The sequence below is a fragment of the Palleniella intestinalis genome, from assembly GCF_013166595.1.
Lineage (GTDB): Bacteria > Bacteroidota > Bacteroidia > Bacteroidales > Bacteroidaceae > Prevotella > Prevotella intestinalis.
In genome coordinates, this window is record NZ_JABKKG010000004.1 from 293,475 (window position 1) to 310,382 (window position 16,908).

General features: G+C 50.6%; 13 protein-coding genes. 8 read left to right on the forward strand and 5 right to left on the reverse strand.

Translation table 11 applies throughout. The features are described 5' to 3' along the window. The first annotated feature begins 58 nt into the window (after positions 1-58). The 6 genes from HPS57_RS07685 (at position 59) to HPS57_RS07710 (ending at position 6,758) form a co-directional block, all read left to right on the forward strand. A complete protein-coding gene (locus HPS57_RS07685) occupies positions 59-673 on the forward strand; it encodes a DUF3109 family protein (RefSeq protein ID WP_172181796.1) in 615 nt (204 codons plus the stop codon). Between the two features lie 172 nt (positions 674-845). Continuing rightward, on the forward strand, positions 846-2,297 hold the full coding sequence (gene sufB, locus HPS57_RS07690) for a Fe-S cluster assembly protein SufB (RefSeq protein ID WP_172181797.1): 1,452 nt from the start codon (positions 846-848) through the stop codon (positions 2,295-2,297). Between the two features lie 116 nt (positions 2,298-2,413). Then, entirely contained in the window at positions 2,414-3,874 is a 1,461-nt protein-coding gene (locus tag HPS57_RS07695; protein WP_172181798.1) for a lipopolysaccharide biosynthesis protein, read from the forward strand. After that, on the forward strand, positions 3,871-4,470 hold the full coding sequence (locus HPS57_RS07700) for a DUF4230 domain-containing protein (protein WP_172181799.1): 600 nt from the start codon (positions 3,871-3,873) through the stop codon (positions 4,468-4,470). Before HPS57_RS07695 ends, HPS57_RS07700 begins: the two co-directional genes overlap by 4 nt. A gap of 262 nt (positions 4,471-4,732) precedes the next feature. Continuing rightward, positions 4,733-5,965, forward strand: coding sequence for a nucleoside recognition domain-containing protein (locus tag HPS57_RS07705; protein ID WP_172181801.1), 1,233 nt, complete (start codon positions 4,733-4,735; stop codon positions 5,963-5,965). Positions 5,966-6,305: 340 nt separating this feature from the next. Then, positions 6,306-6,758: a hypothetical protein gene (locus HPS57_RS07710; protein ID WP_172181803.1), complete on the forward strand. Its 453-nt coding sequence runs from the start codon at positions 6,306-6,308 to the stop codon at positions 6,756-6,758. A 93-nt stretch (positions 6,759-6,851) separates the two neighbouring features. On the opposite strand, the gene ung is transcribed toward HPS57_RS07710, so the two are convergent. The 4 genes from ung to HPS57_RS07730 form a co-directional block, all read right to left on the reverse strand. After that, positions 6,852-7,553 (reverse strand): uracil-DNA glycosylase, encoded by a 702-nt coding sequence (gene ung / locus HPS57_RS07715; RefSeq protein ID WP_172181805.1) that lies wholly within the window; start codon positions 7,551-7,553, stop codon positions 6,852-6,854. Positions 7,554-7,577: 24 nt separating this feature from the next. Beyond that, positions 7,578-9,098 carry a 2,3-bisphosphoglycerate-independent phosphoglycerate mutase gene (gene gpmI, locus HPS57_RS07720; RefSeq protein WP_135938390.1) on the reverse strand — a complete coding sequence of 507 codons (1,521 nt, stop codon included), beginning with the start codon at positions 9,096-9,098 and terminating at the stop codon, positions 7,578-7,580. Positions 9,099-9,221: 123 nt separating this feature from the next. Then, a complete protein-coding gene (gene gyrB, locus HPS57_RS07725) occupies positions 9,222-11,216 on the reverse strand; it encodes a DNA topoisomerase (ATP-hydrolyzing) subunit B (protein ID WP_135938389.1) in 1,995 nt (664 codons plus the stop codon). A gap of 400 nt (positions 11,217-11,616) precedes the next feature. Further along, positions 11,617-13,857 carry an inorganic phosphate transporter gene (locus HPS57_RS07730; RefSeq protein ID WP_172181807.1) on the reverse strand — a complete coding sequence of 747 codons (2,241 nt, stop codon included), beginning with the start codon at positions 13,855-13,857 and terminating at the stop codon, positions 11,617-11,619. 233 nt (positions 13,858-14,090) lie between these two features. Here HPS57_RS07730 and phoB point away from each other — a divergent pair, with 233 nt between their 5' ends. Together phoB and HPS57_RS07740 are read left to right on the forward strand one after the other, a co-directional pair. Further along, positions 14,091-14,786, forward strand: a complete 696-nt coding sequence (phoB, locus tag HPS57_RS07735) for a two-component system response regulator PhoB (protein WP_172181808.1) — start codon at positions 14,091-14,093, stop codon at positions 14,784-14,786. 17 nt (positions 14,787-14,803) lie between these two features. Continuing rightward, positions 14,804-16,225 (forward strand): sensor histidine kinase, encoded by a 1,422-nt coding sequence (locus HPS57_RS07740; protein ID WP_172181809.1) that lies wholly within the window; start codon positions 14,804-14,806, stop codon positions 16,223-16,225. Positions 16,226-16,287: 62 nt separating this feature from the next. Here HPS57_RS07740 and HPS57_RS07745 read toward each other — a convergent pair whose 3' ends face one another. Next, the gene (locus HPS57_RS07745) at positions 16,288-16,875 is read right to left on the reverse strand and encodes an HAD family hydrolase (protein WP_172181810.1); all 588 of its coding nucleotides are present in this window, start codon (positions 16,873-16,875) and stop codon (positions 16,288-16,290) included. Between the last annotated feature and the right edge of the window lie 33 nt (positions 16,876-16,908).

The following is a 16,908-nucleotide window of genomic DNA, read 5'->3' on the forward strand; positions in this document are numbered from 1 at the left end:
AAACTTATGGTCTGCAGGCGCAGGAAAAGCGTTTGCAGACCTTCTATGGAAATAAAGAATGATAGTTGAGATACAAGGAATACTCGTTTCGACAGACATACTCACCGAGGAGTTCTGCTGCGACCTCGAGGCCTGCAAAGGGCAGTGCTGCATAGAGGGTGACGCCGGTGCGCCGGTCACTCTTGACGAGATAGCCCGGCTTGAGGACACCCTCGACACAGTCTGGCAGGACCTTTCCGCCAATGCGCAGGCAACGATTGACAAGCAGGGCGTGGCATACACCGACCGCGAGGGTGACCTTGTGACAAGCATTGTCAACGGAAAGGACTGCGTCTTCACCTATTATGACGACCTCGACCTTGGCGGTTCTGTCATCCGAAACTGCTGCCTTTGCGCCACGGAAAAGGCTTTCCGTGCAGGGAAATCGTCATGGTGCAAGCCCATTTCCTGTGCGCTTTACCCCATCCGCGTGAAGGAGTTCGGCAACGGCACTGTCGGTCTGAACTACCACCGCTGGGACATCTGCAAGGCAGGCGTGAAGAAAGGCAGGGAGATGCACCTCCCTTTGTACAAGTTCCTTGAAGAACCGCTCATCCGACGCTTCGGAAAAGAGTGGTACGATGAACTGTGTACCGTGGCCGATGAACTGAAGGCGCAGGGCTTTCATTCATGAGGTTGTTCATGAAGTAGCAGAGAATGGAAAACGAAAGGTAACACTTTACCATGTAAAAGGTTACCTTTTGACCGATAAAGTGATACCTTTTGCAGGGTAAAGTGACACCTTTTGCAAGGTGTTTTGTAACTTATTGAAAAACAAAAGAATAAAAGACACTCTATATAGAAATATGGCAGAGAAGAACGAATTTGTGCGGCAGGTGGCTGAACAGAAGTACGAGTATGGCTTCACCACCGATGTGCATACCGAGATAATACCCGTCGGGCTCAACGAAGATGTCGTGCGCCTCATTTCAGCCAAGAAGGGTGAGCCGCAATGGATGCTCGATTTCCGCCTTGAGGCATTCCGCCATTGGGAGAAAATGGAGCAGCCGTCATGGGCGCATGTCACCCTTCCGGAGATAGACTATCAGGCTATCTCGTACTATGCCGACCCTATGGCAAAGAAGGAGAGCAAGGTGAAGACCGTGGACGACATCGACCCGGAGCTGATGAAGACATTCGACAAACTGGGAATCCCGCTGGAGGAACGCCTCGCACTGAGCGGTGTGGCGGTGGATGCCATCATGGACTCTGTCTCCGTGAAGACGACTTTCAAGGAGAAGCTGAAGGAGAAGGGCATCATCTTCATGTCCATCGGCGAGGCGATAAAGGAGCATCCCGACCTCGTCCGTGAGTATCTCGGCAGCGTTGTGCCTTACCGCGACAACTATTTCGCCGCCCTCAACTCTGCTGTGTTCAGTGACGGCTCGTTCGTCTACATACCGAAGGGTGTGCGCTGCCCCATGGAACTCAGCTCCTATTTCCGCATCAACGCAAGAAACACGGGACAGTTTGAGCGCACACTGATTATCGCCGATGACGATTCTTATGTCTCTTACCTTGAGGGATGTACGGCACCGATGCGTGACGAGAACCAGCTTCACGCCGCCATTGTCGAGATTATTGTCAACGACCGTGCGGAAGTGAAGTACTCCACCGTGCAGAACTGGTACCCGGGCGATGAGAACGGAAAGGGCGGTGTGCTCAATCTTGTGACCAAGCGCGGCGACCTCCGTGGTGTGGGCAGCAAGCTCTCGTGGACTCAGGTGGAGACCGGCTCTGCCATAACGTGGAAATATCCGTCGTGCATCCTGCGTGGCGACGACTCTGTTGCGGAGTTCTATTCCGTTGCGGTGACAAACAACTATCAGGAGGCGGACACCGGCACGAAGATGATTCACATGGGAAAGAACACGAAATCGACAATCATCTCCAAGGGAATCTCCGCCGGACACTCGCAGAACTCTTACCGCGGACTTGTCCGTGCGACATCCAAGGCGGACAATGCGCGTAACTATTCTTCCTGCGACTCCCTGCTTCTTGGTTCGGAATGCGGGGCGCACACGTTCCCGTATATGGATGTGCGCAACGACACCGCCATCTTTGAGCATGAGGCGACGACATCGAAGATCAGCGAGGACCAGCTCTTCTACTGCCAGCAGCGCGGCATCCCTATGGAGCAGGCTGTGGGACTTATCGTCAATGGCTATGCCAAGGAGGTGCTCAACAAGCTGCCTATGGAGTTCGCTGTGGAGGCGCAGAAACTCCTGTCCGTGTCGCTCGAAGGTTCGGTAGGATAGGCAAAAAGGTCAGTAATGACAGTTGTGTCAGTATTGTCAATGTTGTCCAATAGTCATTATTGACAATACTGTCATTACTGTCATTATTGACCAAAAGAAAAAAATCAACCACAACAATGTCAAAACTCGCTTCTTTAGCAAAAGACACAGCCATCTACGGCTTGAGCAGCATAGTGGGCAGGTTTCTCAACTACCTGCTTGTGCCGCTCTACACCCATGTCATCGCAGCGTCAAGCGGCGGATATGGCGTGGTGACAAACCTCTATGCCTACACCGCACTGATACTCGTCATCCTCACTTTCGGCATGGAGACAACCTTCTTCCGCTTCGCCAACAAGGACGGAGAGAACCCGGACACAGTGTTCTCCACCACCATGGGCATTGTCGGAGCACTTACGGCGGTGTTCCTGCTCGGAGTCTTCGGCTTTGCGACGCCACTGTGCGAATGGCTCGGGTATGCCGACCACCATGCCTATGTGCTGCTTATGGCTGCCACGGTTGCGCTCGATGCCATTCAGGCAATACCGTTCTCGTTCCTCAGATACAAGAAAAAGGCACTCAAATTCGCAGCCCTGAAACTCCTGTTCATCATCATGAACATCGGGCTTAACCTGCTTTATTTCGTCGTTCTCGGCAAGGATGATGTCTATTACGTCTTCTCCCTGAACCTCGTATGCACAGCCCTGATAACCTTCTTCTTCATTCCCGAACTGCTGGCGATAAAGTGGTGGTTCGACTTCTCGCTGCTCCGGCGCATGCTTTCCTACTCATGGCCGATCCTTGTGTTAGGCATTGCCGGCATACTCAATCAGGCTTTCGACAAGATGATATTCCCATGGGCGTACACAAGGACAGGCATCCATACCATGGAGGAGGCGCAGGTGGAGCTCGGAGTCTATGGAGCGTGTGTCAAGGTGGCGATGATTATGGCGATGATAACCCAGGCTTTCCGCTATGCCTATGAGCCGATTGTCTTTGCAAAGGCTAAGGACAAGGACTCCAAGGAGTACTATGCCGTGGCGATGAAGTACTTCCTCATCTTCACGCTCTTCGCCTTTCTCTGCGTCATGGGCTACCTGAACATCCTGAAACACATAGTGCGCAGCGACTATCATGCCGGACTTTCCACCATCCCTATTGTCATGGCGGCGGAGATAATGATGGGAATCTACTTCAATCTCTCCTTCTGGTACAAGCTCATCGACAAGACCATCTGGGGCGCATGGTTCTCATTCGCAGGCTGTGCGGTGCTTGTGGCGGTGAACATACTCTTTGTTCCGGACTACGGCTATATGGCTTGCGCATGGGGAGGCTTTGCCGGTTATGCCACGGCGATGGTGCTTTCCTACATCGTGGGGCAGAGAAAGAACCCTATCGCTTATCCTATGGGCAGCATATCGGTGTACATTCTGATAACGATTCTTTTCTATCTTGTCATAGAATGGAGCAATGGCAATCTGCCGACGGTGGCCGCACTCGGTGTGAACACCGGCGTTATATTCCTTTTTGTGGCGCATGTCGTGCACTATGACCTGCCACTCGGTCCGATACTCAAACGCTTACACTTGAAGAAATGAACATACTGAAGCAATATTTGTACATGGCTTTGGCAGCTGTTGTGCTGCTTGCCGTGCTGTGGTTCGGCATGAAATGGATGCTGAAGGACACCGGAATCTCCACCTCACAAGAGGAGAGGGTGGAGCAGACAAAGGCGGTGATGGACTCCATACGCTCCATAGGGCAGTGGGAACTGACCTATGTTGACACCAATGTGCAGGTGGACACCGTTGTGAAGCGTTGGCTCGGATTTGTCAATGACAAGCTGCAGAGACGCTATTATGGCAGGCTTTCCGTGGGCATAGATATGCAGAAGCTGCCTGAAGATTGGTGTGTGCGCACGAAAGACACTGTCCGCTTGCTGCTTCCTGATGTCAGTCTGCTGGACTCAAACTTCATAGACGAGAGCCGCACGGTGCTTGTCCTGTCGGAGAATGATGACATCGAGGCGGACAAATCAATCAAGAAAGCGATGCTGGAGCGTGCGAAACGCAAGATGATACAGACTGCCGTGACTCCTCGTGTGGTGTCCGACGCGCGCCGTCTCGCCACGGACAGGATGTCGGAACGCTTCCGTGCGATAGGCTACGAGACAGTGGTCGTGGAGTTCAGATAGGCGGTGGTTGTTAGAAATCTGCCGAGCGGATTTTTAGAAGTATGTTTCTAAAAAGTTCCGATAGTGTATAAGTAGACTGTCTCAAGCAGATGTGGCGAAGCCTGACTGGCATTGCTAATCTCATGGTTAGTATGGCAAGTTCAACCTTTTCTGCAAATGTGGCTCCGCCACATTTGCTGAAGAGTCTGTTTGGAAAGGATTTAAGCATTATATGCGTGTGCATTTCTTTTCTTAATGCAGTAAAAATACAGAAAAGCAAATTATGGTACTTAACTACATATTCATCGCATTCTTTCTCATAGCCTTTGTAATCGGGCTTGTGAAGTTGGTCTTTTTCGGCGATATAACCGTATTTCCGGCAATCATAGACTCCACTTTCGAGTCGGCAAAGACGGCGTTTGAAATCTCCATCGGTCTTACCGGAGCACTCTCGCTGTGGCTCGGAATAATGAAAATCGGTGAGAAAGGCGGCGTGGTAAACAGTCTTGCACGCTTGCTTTCGCCTGTTTTCTGCCGCTTGTTCCCTGACGTTCCCAAGGGACATCCTGTCACGGGAACAATATTTATGAACATAGCGGCAAACATGCTCGGCTTGGATAATGCCGCCACTCCTATGGGACTGAAGGCGATGGGAGAGCTTCAGGAGATGAACAAGAAGAAGGACACTGCCACGAATCCTATGATTATGTTCCTTGTGCTGAACACTTCCGGATTGACACTCATACCGGTCAGTATCATGGTTTATCGGGCACAGCTCGGTGCGGCGAACCCTTCCGATGTCTTTATCCCATTGCTTCTTGCCACATTCTTCTCCACATTGACCGGCATTATAGTGACTTCGATGTTTCAGAAGATAAACCTTCTCAACCGCACAATGCTCTCCGCACTCGGCATAATGTGCCTTATTGTGTCGGCGATAATATGGGGTTTCTCCATGATGGACAGGGAAACTATGGAGATAGTATCACGGACGGCGGCGAATGTCATCCTCATGTCCATCATCTGCATATTCATTGTGGCAGGCATGCGGAAGCGCATTAATGTCTATGATGTGTTCATTGAGGGCGCGAAAGAAGGCTTTAAGACCGCTGTAACCATAATTCCTTACCTCGTGGCTATACTTGTAGGCATCGGTGTTTTCCGCGCTTCAGGCGGCATGGATTGGCTTATTGGCGGCATTTCGTGGGCGATAGAGGCTGTTGGTGGCAGCACAGAGTTTGTCGGAGCGTTGCCAACCGCCATCATGAAGCCCCTTTCCGGCAGCGGTGCGCGTGGCATGATGGTCGATGCTATGACACAGTATGGTGCGGATTCCTTCGTCGGCAGGCTGGCAAGTATCTTCCAAGGCTCTACGGATACCACCTTTTACATCCTTGCAGTCTATTTCGGCAGTGTGGGAATACGCAAGACCCGCCACGCCGTCACCTGCGGTCTCACCGCCGACTTTGCAGGAATCATCGCTGCAATAATCATCTGCTACATGTTCTTCGGATAGACCGATAACCGGTAAAGCGTGCCCAAGATGGCACGTTTTTTTGTATACATACCCCCAAGTATACCCCCATAAAACTTGCAATCGCTTCCGAAATGTAGTATCTTTGCACTCGCCTTTCAAGACTAAGGCAAGTGCTCTTTGAAATGTTTGCAATGATATGAATTTATAGTTTTATTTATTTTTCTGTTTATCAAAATTCTTCTATGTTACAAAAAATACATTTGATGTTTCATTTGAGCATAGAACAGATATTTTTCTTATTAGAAGATTGCTTTATAATAAAAAAAATGTGTACTTTTGTGTGCAGAAAGTAGTTGAAATCAAATAAATATAAGTTATTATGGAGAAGAAAAGCAGACTTTTGTTTTTGTGTTGTCTTATGGCAATGTTTTTATGTGGCTGCCATGATTCTGAAGAAGGTAGCGGTGAGGATATTATAAAATATCAGATAGAGAAATCTGAGTATGAGTTGTGGCATTTCTCAGACTTGGAATATGATAAGTCTTATATTATAGAGGATGAAGCAACCTTCAAGTCATTATGCAAGAATGAACCTGTCCCTGACAATATTAATTGGAAGAGATATTCCTTGTGCGTAGTGAGAGGAGAAGCTCGGTGTGGCATTGAGAATCTCAGCTATGATGTATCTAAGTCCAATGATTCGGTGGTGATAGATGTTTCTGTGAAGCTGGGCCGTCTGTTAGCGCCTGAACCATGGTACGTGGCATTCCTGATGAAGAAGCCCCATGTCTCAGCGGATAAAATACATGTGAACATAAAGTATGTAGAATAACTTTTATGTGAAAACATAAAATATTTATAGCCTCCACACCTTTTGTTATATAGAAGATGTGGAGGCTATTTGTTTGTTATTAGTATCTTTTTTCTACCACTGTATCGGCTCAAGACCTTGCTGTTTCAGCCATTCGTTGCAACGGGAGAAATGGTGGTTTCCGAACCATCCGCCACGGTTGGCGGAGAGGGGAGACGGGTGGACGGACTCAAGAATGAAGTGCTTCTGCCGGTCGATGAGACGCTTCTTGTTGCGCGCATAGCCGCCCCAAAGCAGGAAGACAACATGTGGGCATTCACGGGAGACGGTCTCGATGACGGCATCCGTGAACTCCTCCCATCCTTTCCGCTGGTGCGAAGCGGCAACATGCTCACGCACGGTCAGTGTGGCGTTGAGGAGCAATACTCCCTGTTCTGCCCATCGGCGGAGAGAACCGTCATAGAGTTTCCTGCCGTTAGCATCCTCTATAATCTGCGGAACAGTGCCGATGTCGTCCTTTATTTCCTTGAAAATGTTGACGAGAGACGGCGGCAACGGTATGCCTGTCTTCACCGAAAAGCACAGGCCTTCCGCCTGACCTGCGCCATGGTATGGGTCTTGTCCTATAATCACGACCCTCACCTTGTCAAAAGGGCAGAGGTTGAAAGCGTTGAAAATCTCGTTCCCCGGAGGATAACACCTGTAATGACTGTACTCCTCATGTACAAAACGGGTGAGTCCGACAAAGTAATCTTTGTCAAACTCACCCTGTAGTTTTTCTTGCCAAGAAGGCTCGATGTTCACTTGGGATTTCATCCTGACTGCGGTTTTATGTCCGTATTAGTCAACGATGAGGTTCTCACCTGTCATGTCTGCCGGCTTCTCCAGTCCCATGATGTGGAGGATTGAAGGAGCAACGTCAGCTAGACGGCCGTCCTTCACTGTCGCAGAGTTGTTGTCTGTGACATAGATGAAAGGAACAGGATTGAGTGAGTGTGCAGTGTTTGGTGTGCCGTCAGCGTTGATTGCGTTGTCTGCATTGCCGTGGTCAGCGATGATAATCGCCTCATATCCGCAAGCCTTAGCTGTCTCGATGACATCCTCAACACAGTTGTCAACAGCGTGTACAGCCTTTGCTATGGCGTTGTAGATGCCTGTATGGCCCACCATATCGCCGTTTGCGAAGTTCACAACGATGAAGTCATACTGCTCGGTGAGTATCGCTGCGCACAGTTTGTCCTTGACCTCGTAAGCAGACATCTCAGGCTTGAGGTCGTAAGTGGCAACCTTCGGTGAAGCGACAAGTATGCGGTCCTCACCCTCGTAAGGAGTCTCTCTGCCACCGTTGAAGAAGAATGTCACGTGAGCATACTTCTCTGTCTCCGCTGTGTGGAGCTGCTTCTTGCCCTGCTGTGAGAGATATTCGCCGAGAGTATTCATCACATTCTCCTTTGGGAAGAGAATCTTCACGCCTGTGAAGCTTGCGTCATAAGGAGTCATGCAATAGTACTGGAGTCCCGGAATAGTCTTCATGCCCTGCTCAGGGAGGTCCTGCTGTGTGAGCACCTGTGTCAGTTCTTTTGCACGGTCGTTACGGAAGTTGATGAAGATGACCACATCGCCCTCCTCAATCTTGCCGTTTACGGCAGCGTTTGTGATAGGCTTGATGAACTCGTCGGTAACGCCTTCATCGTAAGACTCCTGCATAGCCTTCACCATGTCGTCAGCCTTCTTGCCCTCAGCGTTCACGATAAGGTCGTAAGCCTCCTTAACACGCTCCCAGCGCTTGTCACGGTCCATGGCATAGAAACGTCCAACGATGGATGCTATGTTGGCATCGTTCTCCTTGCACTTTGCGTCAATCTGCTCGATGAAGCCCTTGCCTGACTTAGGGTCTGTGTCACGGCCGTCCATGAAGCAGTGTACGAAAGTCTGCTGAGAGAGTCCGAATTCCTTGCCTACCTCAATAAGTTTGAAGAGATGGTCCAGTGAAGAGTGTACGCCACCGTTTGACGCAAGCCCCATAAGGTGGAGCTTCTTGCCGTTTTCCTTGGCGTAGTTGTAAGCCTCCACAACCTGTGGATTCTGGGATATAGAGCCGTCAGCGCATGCGCGGTTGATTTTCACGAGGTCCTGATAGACTATGCGTCCGGCACCGATGTTGAGGTGACCCACCTCGGAGTTGCCCATCTGTCCGTCAGGCAGACCTACATCTTCGCCTGAAGCCTGAAGCTGTGAGTGAGCCGATACGGCTGTGAGATAGTCAAGATAAGGTGTCGGAGTGTTGAAGATAACATCACCATTGTTGTGCTTGCCGATTCCCCATCCGTCGAGAATCATCAAAAGTGCTTTCTTTGCCATCTGTTTGTTTTTTCTTTTATTGTTGTTGGTTGATTTTTGTTTTATCAAGATTTTTCACGAGAAACCATGATGAATCATGATGTCTCATGTTGCATCATGATTCATCATGGTTATTGTTTCTATTTACGCATCGATATTAGCGTATGTCGCGTTCTCCTCGATGAACTGTCGGCGTGGTTCCACATCGTCGCCCATGAGCATGGAGAAAATCTCGTCAGCCTTGGCGGCATTGTGGATTGTCACCTGCTTCAGAAGGCGTGTCTCAGGGTTCATTGTAGTGTCCCAAAGCTGTTCCGGGTTCATCTCACCCAGACCTTTGTAGCGTTGGGTGTGGAGCTTGCTGTCGTCAGCATTGCCGCCACAGTAAGTGTCGATGAATCTCTGACGGTCCTCCTCTGTGTAGCAGTACTCTTTCTTGTCCTTGTATGAACAGCGGTAGAGCGGTGGAGTGGCGATGTAGAGGTGACCTTCCTGAATGACTTTCGGCATGAAGCGGAAGAAGAGAGTCATGATAAGTGTGTCGATGTGAGAGCCATCGACGTCGGCATCGGTCATGATGATAATCTTGTCATAACGCAGTTTGTCGATGTTTGCCTCCTTGGAGTCCTCGCCGTCGATGCCGAAACGCACACCGATAGCCTGCAGGATGATGTTTACGGACTCAGCCTCGAACACCTTGTGCCACTGCACTTTCTCCACATTGAGAATCTTTCCTCGTAACGGGAGTATCGCCTGATAGTGGCGGTCGCGTCCCTGCTTTGCCGAACCGCCGGCGGAATCACCCTCGACAAGGAAGATTTCCGTCTTCTTAGGGTCACGGCTTGAGCAGTCGGCGAGCTTGCCCGGCAGACCGCCTCCCGACATAGGGTTCTTTCGCTGCACACTCTCGCGGGCCTTTCTCGCCGCCACACGCGCTGTTGCTGCAAGGACAACCTTGTTGCAAATCATGCGCGCTTCGTTAGGATGCTCCTCGAGATAGTCGTTCATTGCCTCACCGACAGCCTGCTGAACGGCACCGTTCACCTCAGAGTTTCCGAGCTTTGTCTTTGTCTGACCCTCAAACTGTGGCTCTGCAACCTTCACGGAGATGACGGCAGTAAGTCCCTCCTTGAAGTCGTCCTGTGCAATCTCTATCTTCGCTTTCTCTATCTGCTTGCGAATCTGGTCGTCATTGTCGGCATACTTCTTCAGTGAGCGCGACAAGGCGATGCGGAAGCCTGTGAGGTGCGTACCGCCCTCGATGGTGTTGATGTTGTTGACATAAGAGTGGATATGCTCAGAGTAATCGGTGTTGTACATTATAGCCGCCTCGATAGGCACACCCGCCTTTTCTGTCTTCAGATAGATGACATCATTGAAGAGATGAGAGCGGTGCTGGTCGATGTAGCGCACAAACTCCTTCAGGCCGTCCTGTGCGTGGAACACCTCCTCCTTTGGAGTCCATCCCTCTGCCACATTGCCTTCAGCGTCCAGTTGGGGGCGCATGTCGCGGAGAGTGATTTTGATTCCTGCGTTGAGGAATGCCAGTTCGCGCATACGTGTCGCCACGATGTCATATCTGTATGTCGTTGTTGTGAAGATTGTCGGGTCAGGCCAAAACTGCTGGCGAGTGCCGCGCTTCTCTGTCTCGCCAACGATTTTCACAGGATAGAGCGGTTTTCCTTGCTCATATTCCTGCTGGTAAATCTTGCCGTCGCGGAACACCTGTGAGAGCATGTGTGACGAAAGGGCGTTGACACAGGAGACACCCACGCCGTGGAGACCGCCGGAAACCTTGTAGGAACCTTTGTCAAACTTGCCGCCGGCATGCAGCACGGTCATCACGACCTCAAGGGCTGACTTGTGGAGCTTCGGATGCTCATCGACAGGGATGCCGCGTCCGTTGTCCTCTACAGTGATTGAGTTATCCTCGTTGATAGTCACTTCAATGTCTGTGCAGTAGCCTGCCATAGCCTCGTCGATGGAGTTGTCCACCGTCTCGTTGACAAGATGGTGGAGACCCTTCTCAGAGATGTCGCCGATATACATCGCAGGTCGCTTGCGCACCGCCTCGAGTCCTTCGAGGACTTGGATGCTGCTACCTGTGTAGTTCCCTTCAGTTTTCTGTATTTCTTCCATTTATCTTATAAATAATTTATTGTTCTTTTCCCTTGTTCCGCCACAGCCTTTCGGTGGAGTCTGTTGCGCTCCTCTGCGCGAAGGTCGGCGGAAGCCGTATTTCCGTGCAAAGATACTAAAAAAAAATGGAATAAGGAAATTATTTAATTATAAAATAATTAAGGTGTGAAAGAAATGTTTCCCATGTTTTTTGATGAGGAGATGTGAACTCGCCTTGGCGGCATTGTTTTGCCCTCATTGAAAGAATCATGGCACAATGGCAAAAGTTGGGAAAACGAAAGGTAACACTTTGTGTGGTGAAAGGTAATACTTTGCATGGAAAAAGGTTACCTTTCATGGTGCGAAAGGTAACCTTTTGTTATGCGGTTGCTAATGTGTTGTTTTACAGGAGAATACGTTGTTAGTTGTAGAACCTCTTGCTGCTTCTCAGGATGCGCCGTGTCGCGGCGATGAACTCCTGTGTTTCCTGGAGGATGTTGAGATAGAGGATTGTGGTGTTGATGTTCGAATCATCTTCCTGAAGGTGGTCCATCTGGCGTTTCCGCAGGGCGGATATGTGCCTCTTGAAGCCCTCTTTCTCAGCGAGGAGGGTGTCGATGGCTGCCACATCGTTGTGCTTTATGGCGGTGATGCCGCGCTGTATGAAGCCGAGAACCTGCTCCTTGACCGGCTGCAGTTCAGCTATCTGTGCATTGTTGAGCGGTGTGAAGTTGTTGTCGACATGCTCCTTGCATGGCACAGCCATACGTTTCAGACAGTAGATGACCTGCTCGTCGGCGTTCATGGCAAGGTGGAACCATGTGTTCTTCTCCAAGGACAGTGTCCTGTCTATGCTCCTCATGCCTATGAGGAGACGGTGGCGAGTCTTCTTGCGCCTTTCGTTGTCAATGTCAAGCTGCCTTATTGCCTTGCGCAACTGCTTCAGGTTCTCGTTTATCATGCCGCTGACGGTGGAGTCGAAACACGCTCCGGCATGCGCAAGCACTTCCGTCTGCACCGAGCGGAGGTGGTCGCGGAGCAGCGGCCAGCGCTCATCTTTGTCCTGAATCTGCATGATTTCCTTCAGGAACTGTCCGTCGTCGACTCTTGGCTCCTTGTCTGTCTTTGGCTTGTTGCTCTTGAAAAGCAGCACTATTGCGAGGACTATGAATCCTGCCATGGCGATGAAGCCGCCGAAATGCATCACCAGAACTACAATGCCGGCTGCAAGGAAAGCCACTCCGGCAGTAATCAGCCAGCCACCGATGACGCTGAGCATGCCTGTGATTCGGAACACCGCACTCTCTCTGCTCCATGCCCTGTCGGCGAGGGATGTACCCATGGCGACGATGAATGTCACGTAGGTTGTCGAGAGAGGCAGCTTAAGTGATGTGCCGAGGATTATGAGCAATGCCGCGAGGACTATGTTTATGGCAGCGCGGACAAGGTCAAACGCTGCGCCGTCGGCTATGACAGTCCCTTCCTTGCTGAACCTTTTGTCAATCCATTGGCGCATGTTCTTCGGCACAATCCTCACCACTGTCTCGCTGACGGTGTTGAATGACCTTACCATGCTTCTTGCCGCGCTTGACGAACCGAACATCTCTTCGCCCTGATCTTGGCGTGAAAGGTCGACGGAAGTCTTCACAACGTTGTGCGCTTTCTTTGATGTCGCAAGGGAATAAATCATGATTATTCCGGCGGCAAGAAGGAAAACAAACGGTGTGCGTGCACTGCTGTTGAGCGAGTCCATCATGAATGTGTCAGGGTTTCCCATGCTGTTGGCGGTGAAATCCGTGTATGCACTGTAGCCCGCCAATGGCACACCGATGAAGTTGACAAGGTCGTTGCTGGCGAAAGCCATGGCGAGTGCGAACGTTCCCACAAGGACTATGAGTTTGAGGACATTGCCTCCTGCGGCATGGAGCATCTGCATGAGCACGGTGAAGAGGACGAATCCGCCTGCCACAAGCAAAGGAGTCTCCTCCGCAATCCATGCCCTGAGGTCGTCGTTCATAAATGAAGACTGCCCCAGACCTTTTATAAGTATGAAATAGCCTATGGCTGTCAGTGCCATGCCTCCGAACAGTCCGATGAAATATTTCTGCCGTTTCACGTAGTTGAACGTGAAGAGCAGTCGCGCCAGCCACTGCACCACGGTGCCGAAGAAGAAGGCTATCGCCACGGAGCAGAATATGCCGAGGATTACGGACAGAGCCTTCTCCGTGTTGAGAAGCTGCGCGAAGGTCAGTGTGCCGGTGTCGTCAGCGATTATCTTCAGCAATGCCAGCACGAATGTTCCGCCAAGAAGTTCGAAGACAAGGGACACTGTCGTCGATGTCGGCAGACCCAGATTGTTGAATGAGTCGAGCAGCACGACATCGGTAACCATGACGGCAAGGAAGATGCACATGATGTTTTCGAAAGAATACATCTCGGGACGGAAGATGCCATGCCTCGCGATGTCCATCATTCCGTTGCTCATCAATGCTCCTGCCAGCACACCTATCGAGGCGATTATGATGACTGTGCGCAGTTTCGCCACCTTTGCTCCGATGGCAGAGTTGAGAAAATTCACGGCGTCGTTGCTCACGCCTACCATGAGGTCGAATATCGCAAGGACGAAGACAAAGATGATAACTCCTAAGAAAATCATTTCCATGTTTCTGTCGTTTTTTCTGATGTAATATTGCTTTTCGTTTTCAACCGTCTTGCGGTTTTTCGGGTGCAAAGTTACTTTTGTATTGTTACGAAACTGTTACAAATATGCTATAAAACGGTGAACTTCACGCCGGAGTCCGTAATAAATCAAAATGTAACCGAATTGTAATGCCGGAAACGCTTGTTTTATAGGAAAATAATGCTAAATTTGCACCACAGAAAAACTTTGCGATTATGACAGAACGTAGAATACTTGTTGTCGATGACGAGGAGGATCTGAGGGAAATCCTTCGGTTCAATCTCGAGAAAGAGGGGTTCAAGGTTGACACAGCCGCTTCCGCCGAAGAGGCTCTGACGCTTGACATCGCCTCGTACAGTCTGCTGCTCCTTGACATCATGATGGGCGAAATCAGCGGAATGGCTCTCGCACGTGTGCTGAAACGCCGCCCTGACACTGCCCATATACCTATTATATTCATCACGGCAAAGACTGCCGAGGATGACACGGTGGAAGGGCTTTCTATAGGGGCGGATGACTACATCACAAAGCCTTTTCGCCTGAAGGAGGTCGTCGCAAGGGTTGAGGCGGTGCTTCGCCGTGCAGGAAAGGATGCCAATGTGCGGCATGAACGTGACAAAGGTGTCGTTGGATATGAGACATTGCGCATTGACACTGTATCGAAGCGTGTCACTGTCGACGGCACAGAGATTGCCCTGACAAAGAAGGAGTTCGAGATACTCCTGCTGCTTGTGGGCAACGCCGGCAGAGTGTTCTCGCGCCAGGAGATACTCTCCCGTGTGTGGGATGACGATGTTTACGTCCTCGCGCGTACCGTTGATGTGAACATAACGCGCCTGAGAAAGAAGATAGGTGCCTATGGCGATTGTATTCACACGCGCCAAGGGTACGGTTATTCGTTTGAGAAATAAAAAGAAAGGAATGATTTATGGGAAATAAAAGGTCACTGAGCAGCCAGCTGTTCCTCACCGTGCTTATGCTATTCTCGGTGTTTGTGGCGGGCTTTGTATATTATCAGTATGAGCGGGAGAAGCAGTTCAAGATAGGAATCCTGCACACTCGCCTGAAGGACTATAACCACCAGCTTGCGGAAAGCATAGCCGAAGCCGGTGAAATGACGGACTCTTCGCTCACGGCTTATGTCAGGAGCCATCCTCTTCGCGGACTGCGTGTCACGCTGCTTGACACACGTGGCGGTGTGATCTATGACAACAGCCAACGCTCTTATTCCTCGCTGCCTAACCATCTGGAACGCCCGGAGGTGCGGCAGGCTCTTATGTCAGGGGAAGGGTTTGAGATAAACCGCTACTCGGACACCATGAACGAGAACTATTTCTATGCCGCGACGTATTTTCCACGGCAGGGAATCATTGTGCGTACGGCATTGCCTTATGATTTCGAACTTGCCGACCATCTGCGTGCGGACATGATTTCTATATGGATAACACTGGCGGCGAGTATCATCATTATGGTCGTTTTCTGGCTGTGCACCCACCGTCTTGGCAAGTCCATAGCACAGTTGCGCCGCTTCGCCATGCTTGTCGATAGGGGCGAGAACTATGATGCGGAGCGTGAGGCGGCGGCTTTCCCTGACACAGAGCTTGGGGAAATCTCACAGAACATTGTGCATCTCTACAAGCGTCTGCAGGAAAGCCAGGAGGACAAGCTGAGACTTAAGCGCCAGCTGACGCAGAACATCTCGCACGAACTGAAGACTCCGGTGGCGAGCATCAAGGGTTATCTGGAGACTATAATCGACAATCCGGACATCACTCCTGAGCAGCGCGACAACTTCATCATGCGATGCCATGCGCAAAGTGAGAGGCTTGCGCAGCTTGTCCAGGACATATCGTCGCTTAACCGTATGGATGAGGTGCTGCATTCGCTGAACATGCAGGTGGCGGACATTGCCGCTATTGTCCACGACATACAGCAGCAGGTGGCGCTGCAACTGGCGGAACGGCGCATGACAATCACCAACACGCTTCCGAGGACGCTGCCTATCATGGGCGATCCGTCCATGATTTACTCTATCTTCCGTAACCTTATCGACAATTCCATAGCTTATTCCGGTGAGGGAACAGCCATTGTCATCCGCTGCCGGGAGGAGAAGGACTGGTATCATTTCCGCATTTCGGACAACGGCATTGGCATACCTGAGGAGCATATCCCTCACATTTTCGAGCGCTTCTACCGTGTGGACAGCGGGCGGGCAAGGAAATTTGGCGGTACGGGTCTTGGGCTTGCCATAGTAAAAAATGCCGTGATGCTGCATGGCGGCAATATCACGGCGAGTGCTCTCCCCGGTGGAGGAGTGGAGTTCTCGTTCAGTCTTAGGAAGCGGGCGTAGAGGAATTTCCGAACCATTCGAGCGATTCGATTAATCCGAATCACTTGAATGAACCGTGAAAATCACTTTATCAGATGCCCCTCATCTGCAAATTCCAAGAGTTCTTTGTCACCGCGCGAATCCCCAAAAGCGGTGATGAAGAACTCTTTTCTTTGTTTTTCTATGTCAGGATATTCACATAGGAGGCGGCTCACCTTCTCCTTTCCGTAGCAGTTCTTTGACAGAAAACGCCCCGTAAAGCCTTTTTCATCAAACTCCATCTTTGTGCCCAACACTTTGAACTCCGGCACAAGACGGCTCACCCAATTCTCAGGGCTTGCGGTCACGAGCACCACTTCATTGCCGTTGCGCTGCTCTTTAATCAACCGGTGGTGGAGGTCTGTGCGCAGGATGTGCCTGTGCGTGTCGGCAAACTGTTGGCAGAAAGCGTTGAACTCTTCTTCACTCATCTTGCCGAAGCAGTTGTGAAGCAGCCTTTCCTTTGTCCTTTGGTTAGGGTAAAGGCGTGCAACCATGAGCAGAATCCACGGCATAATCCGCAGCATTGCCAATGCCAGACCGAGTCGTCCGCGTTGGAAAATGATAATGGACATCATGGAGTCCGTAGTCGTCAGTGTGCCGTCAAAATCCGATACGAATAGTTTCTTCATTTCTTTTGGTATAAAAAACAACCTATAACCTGC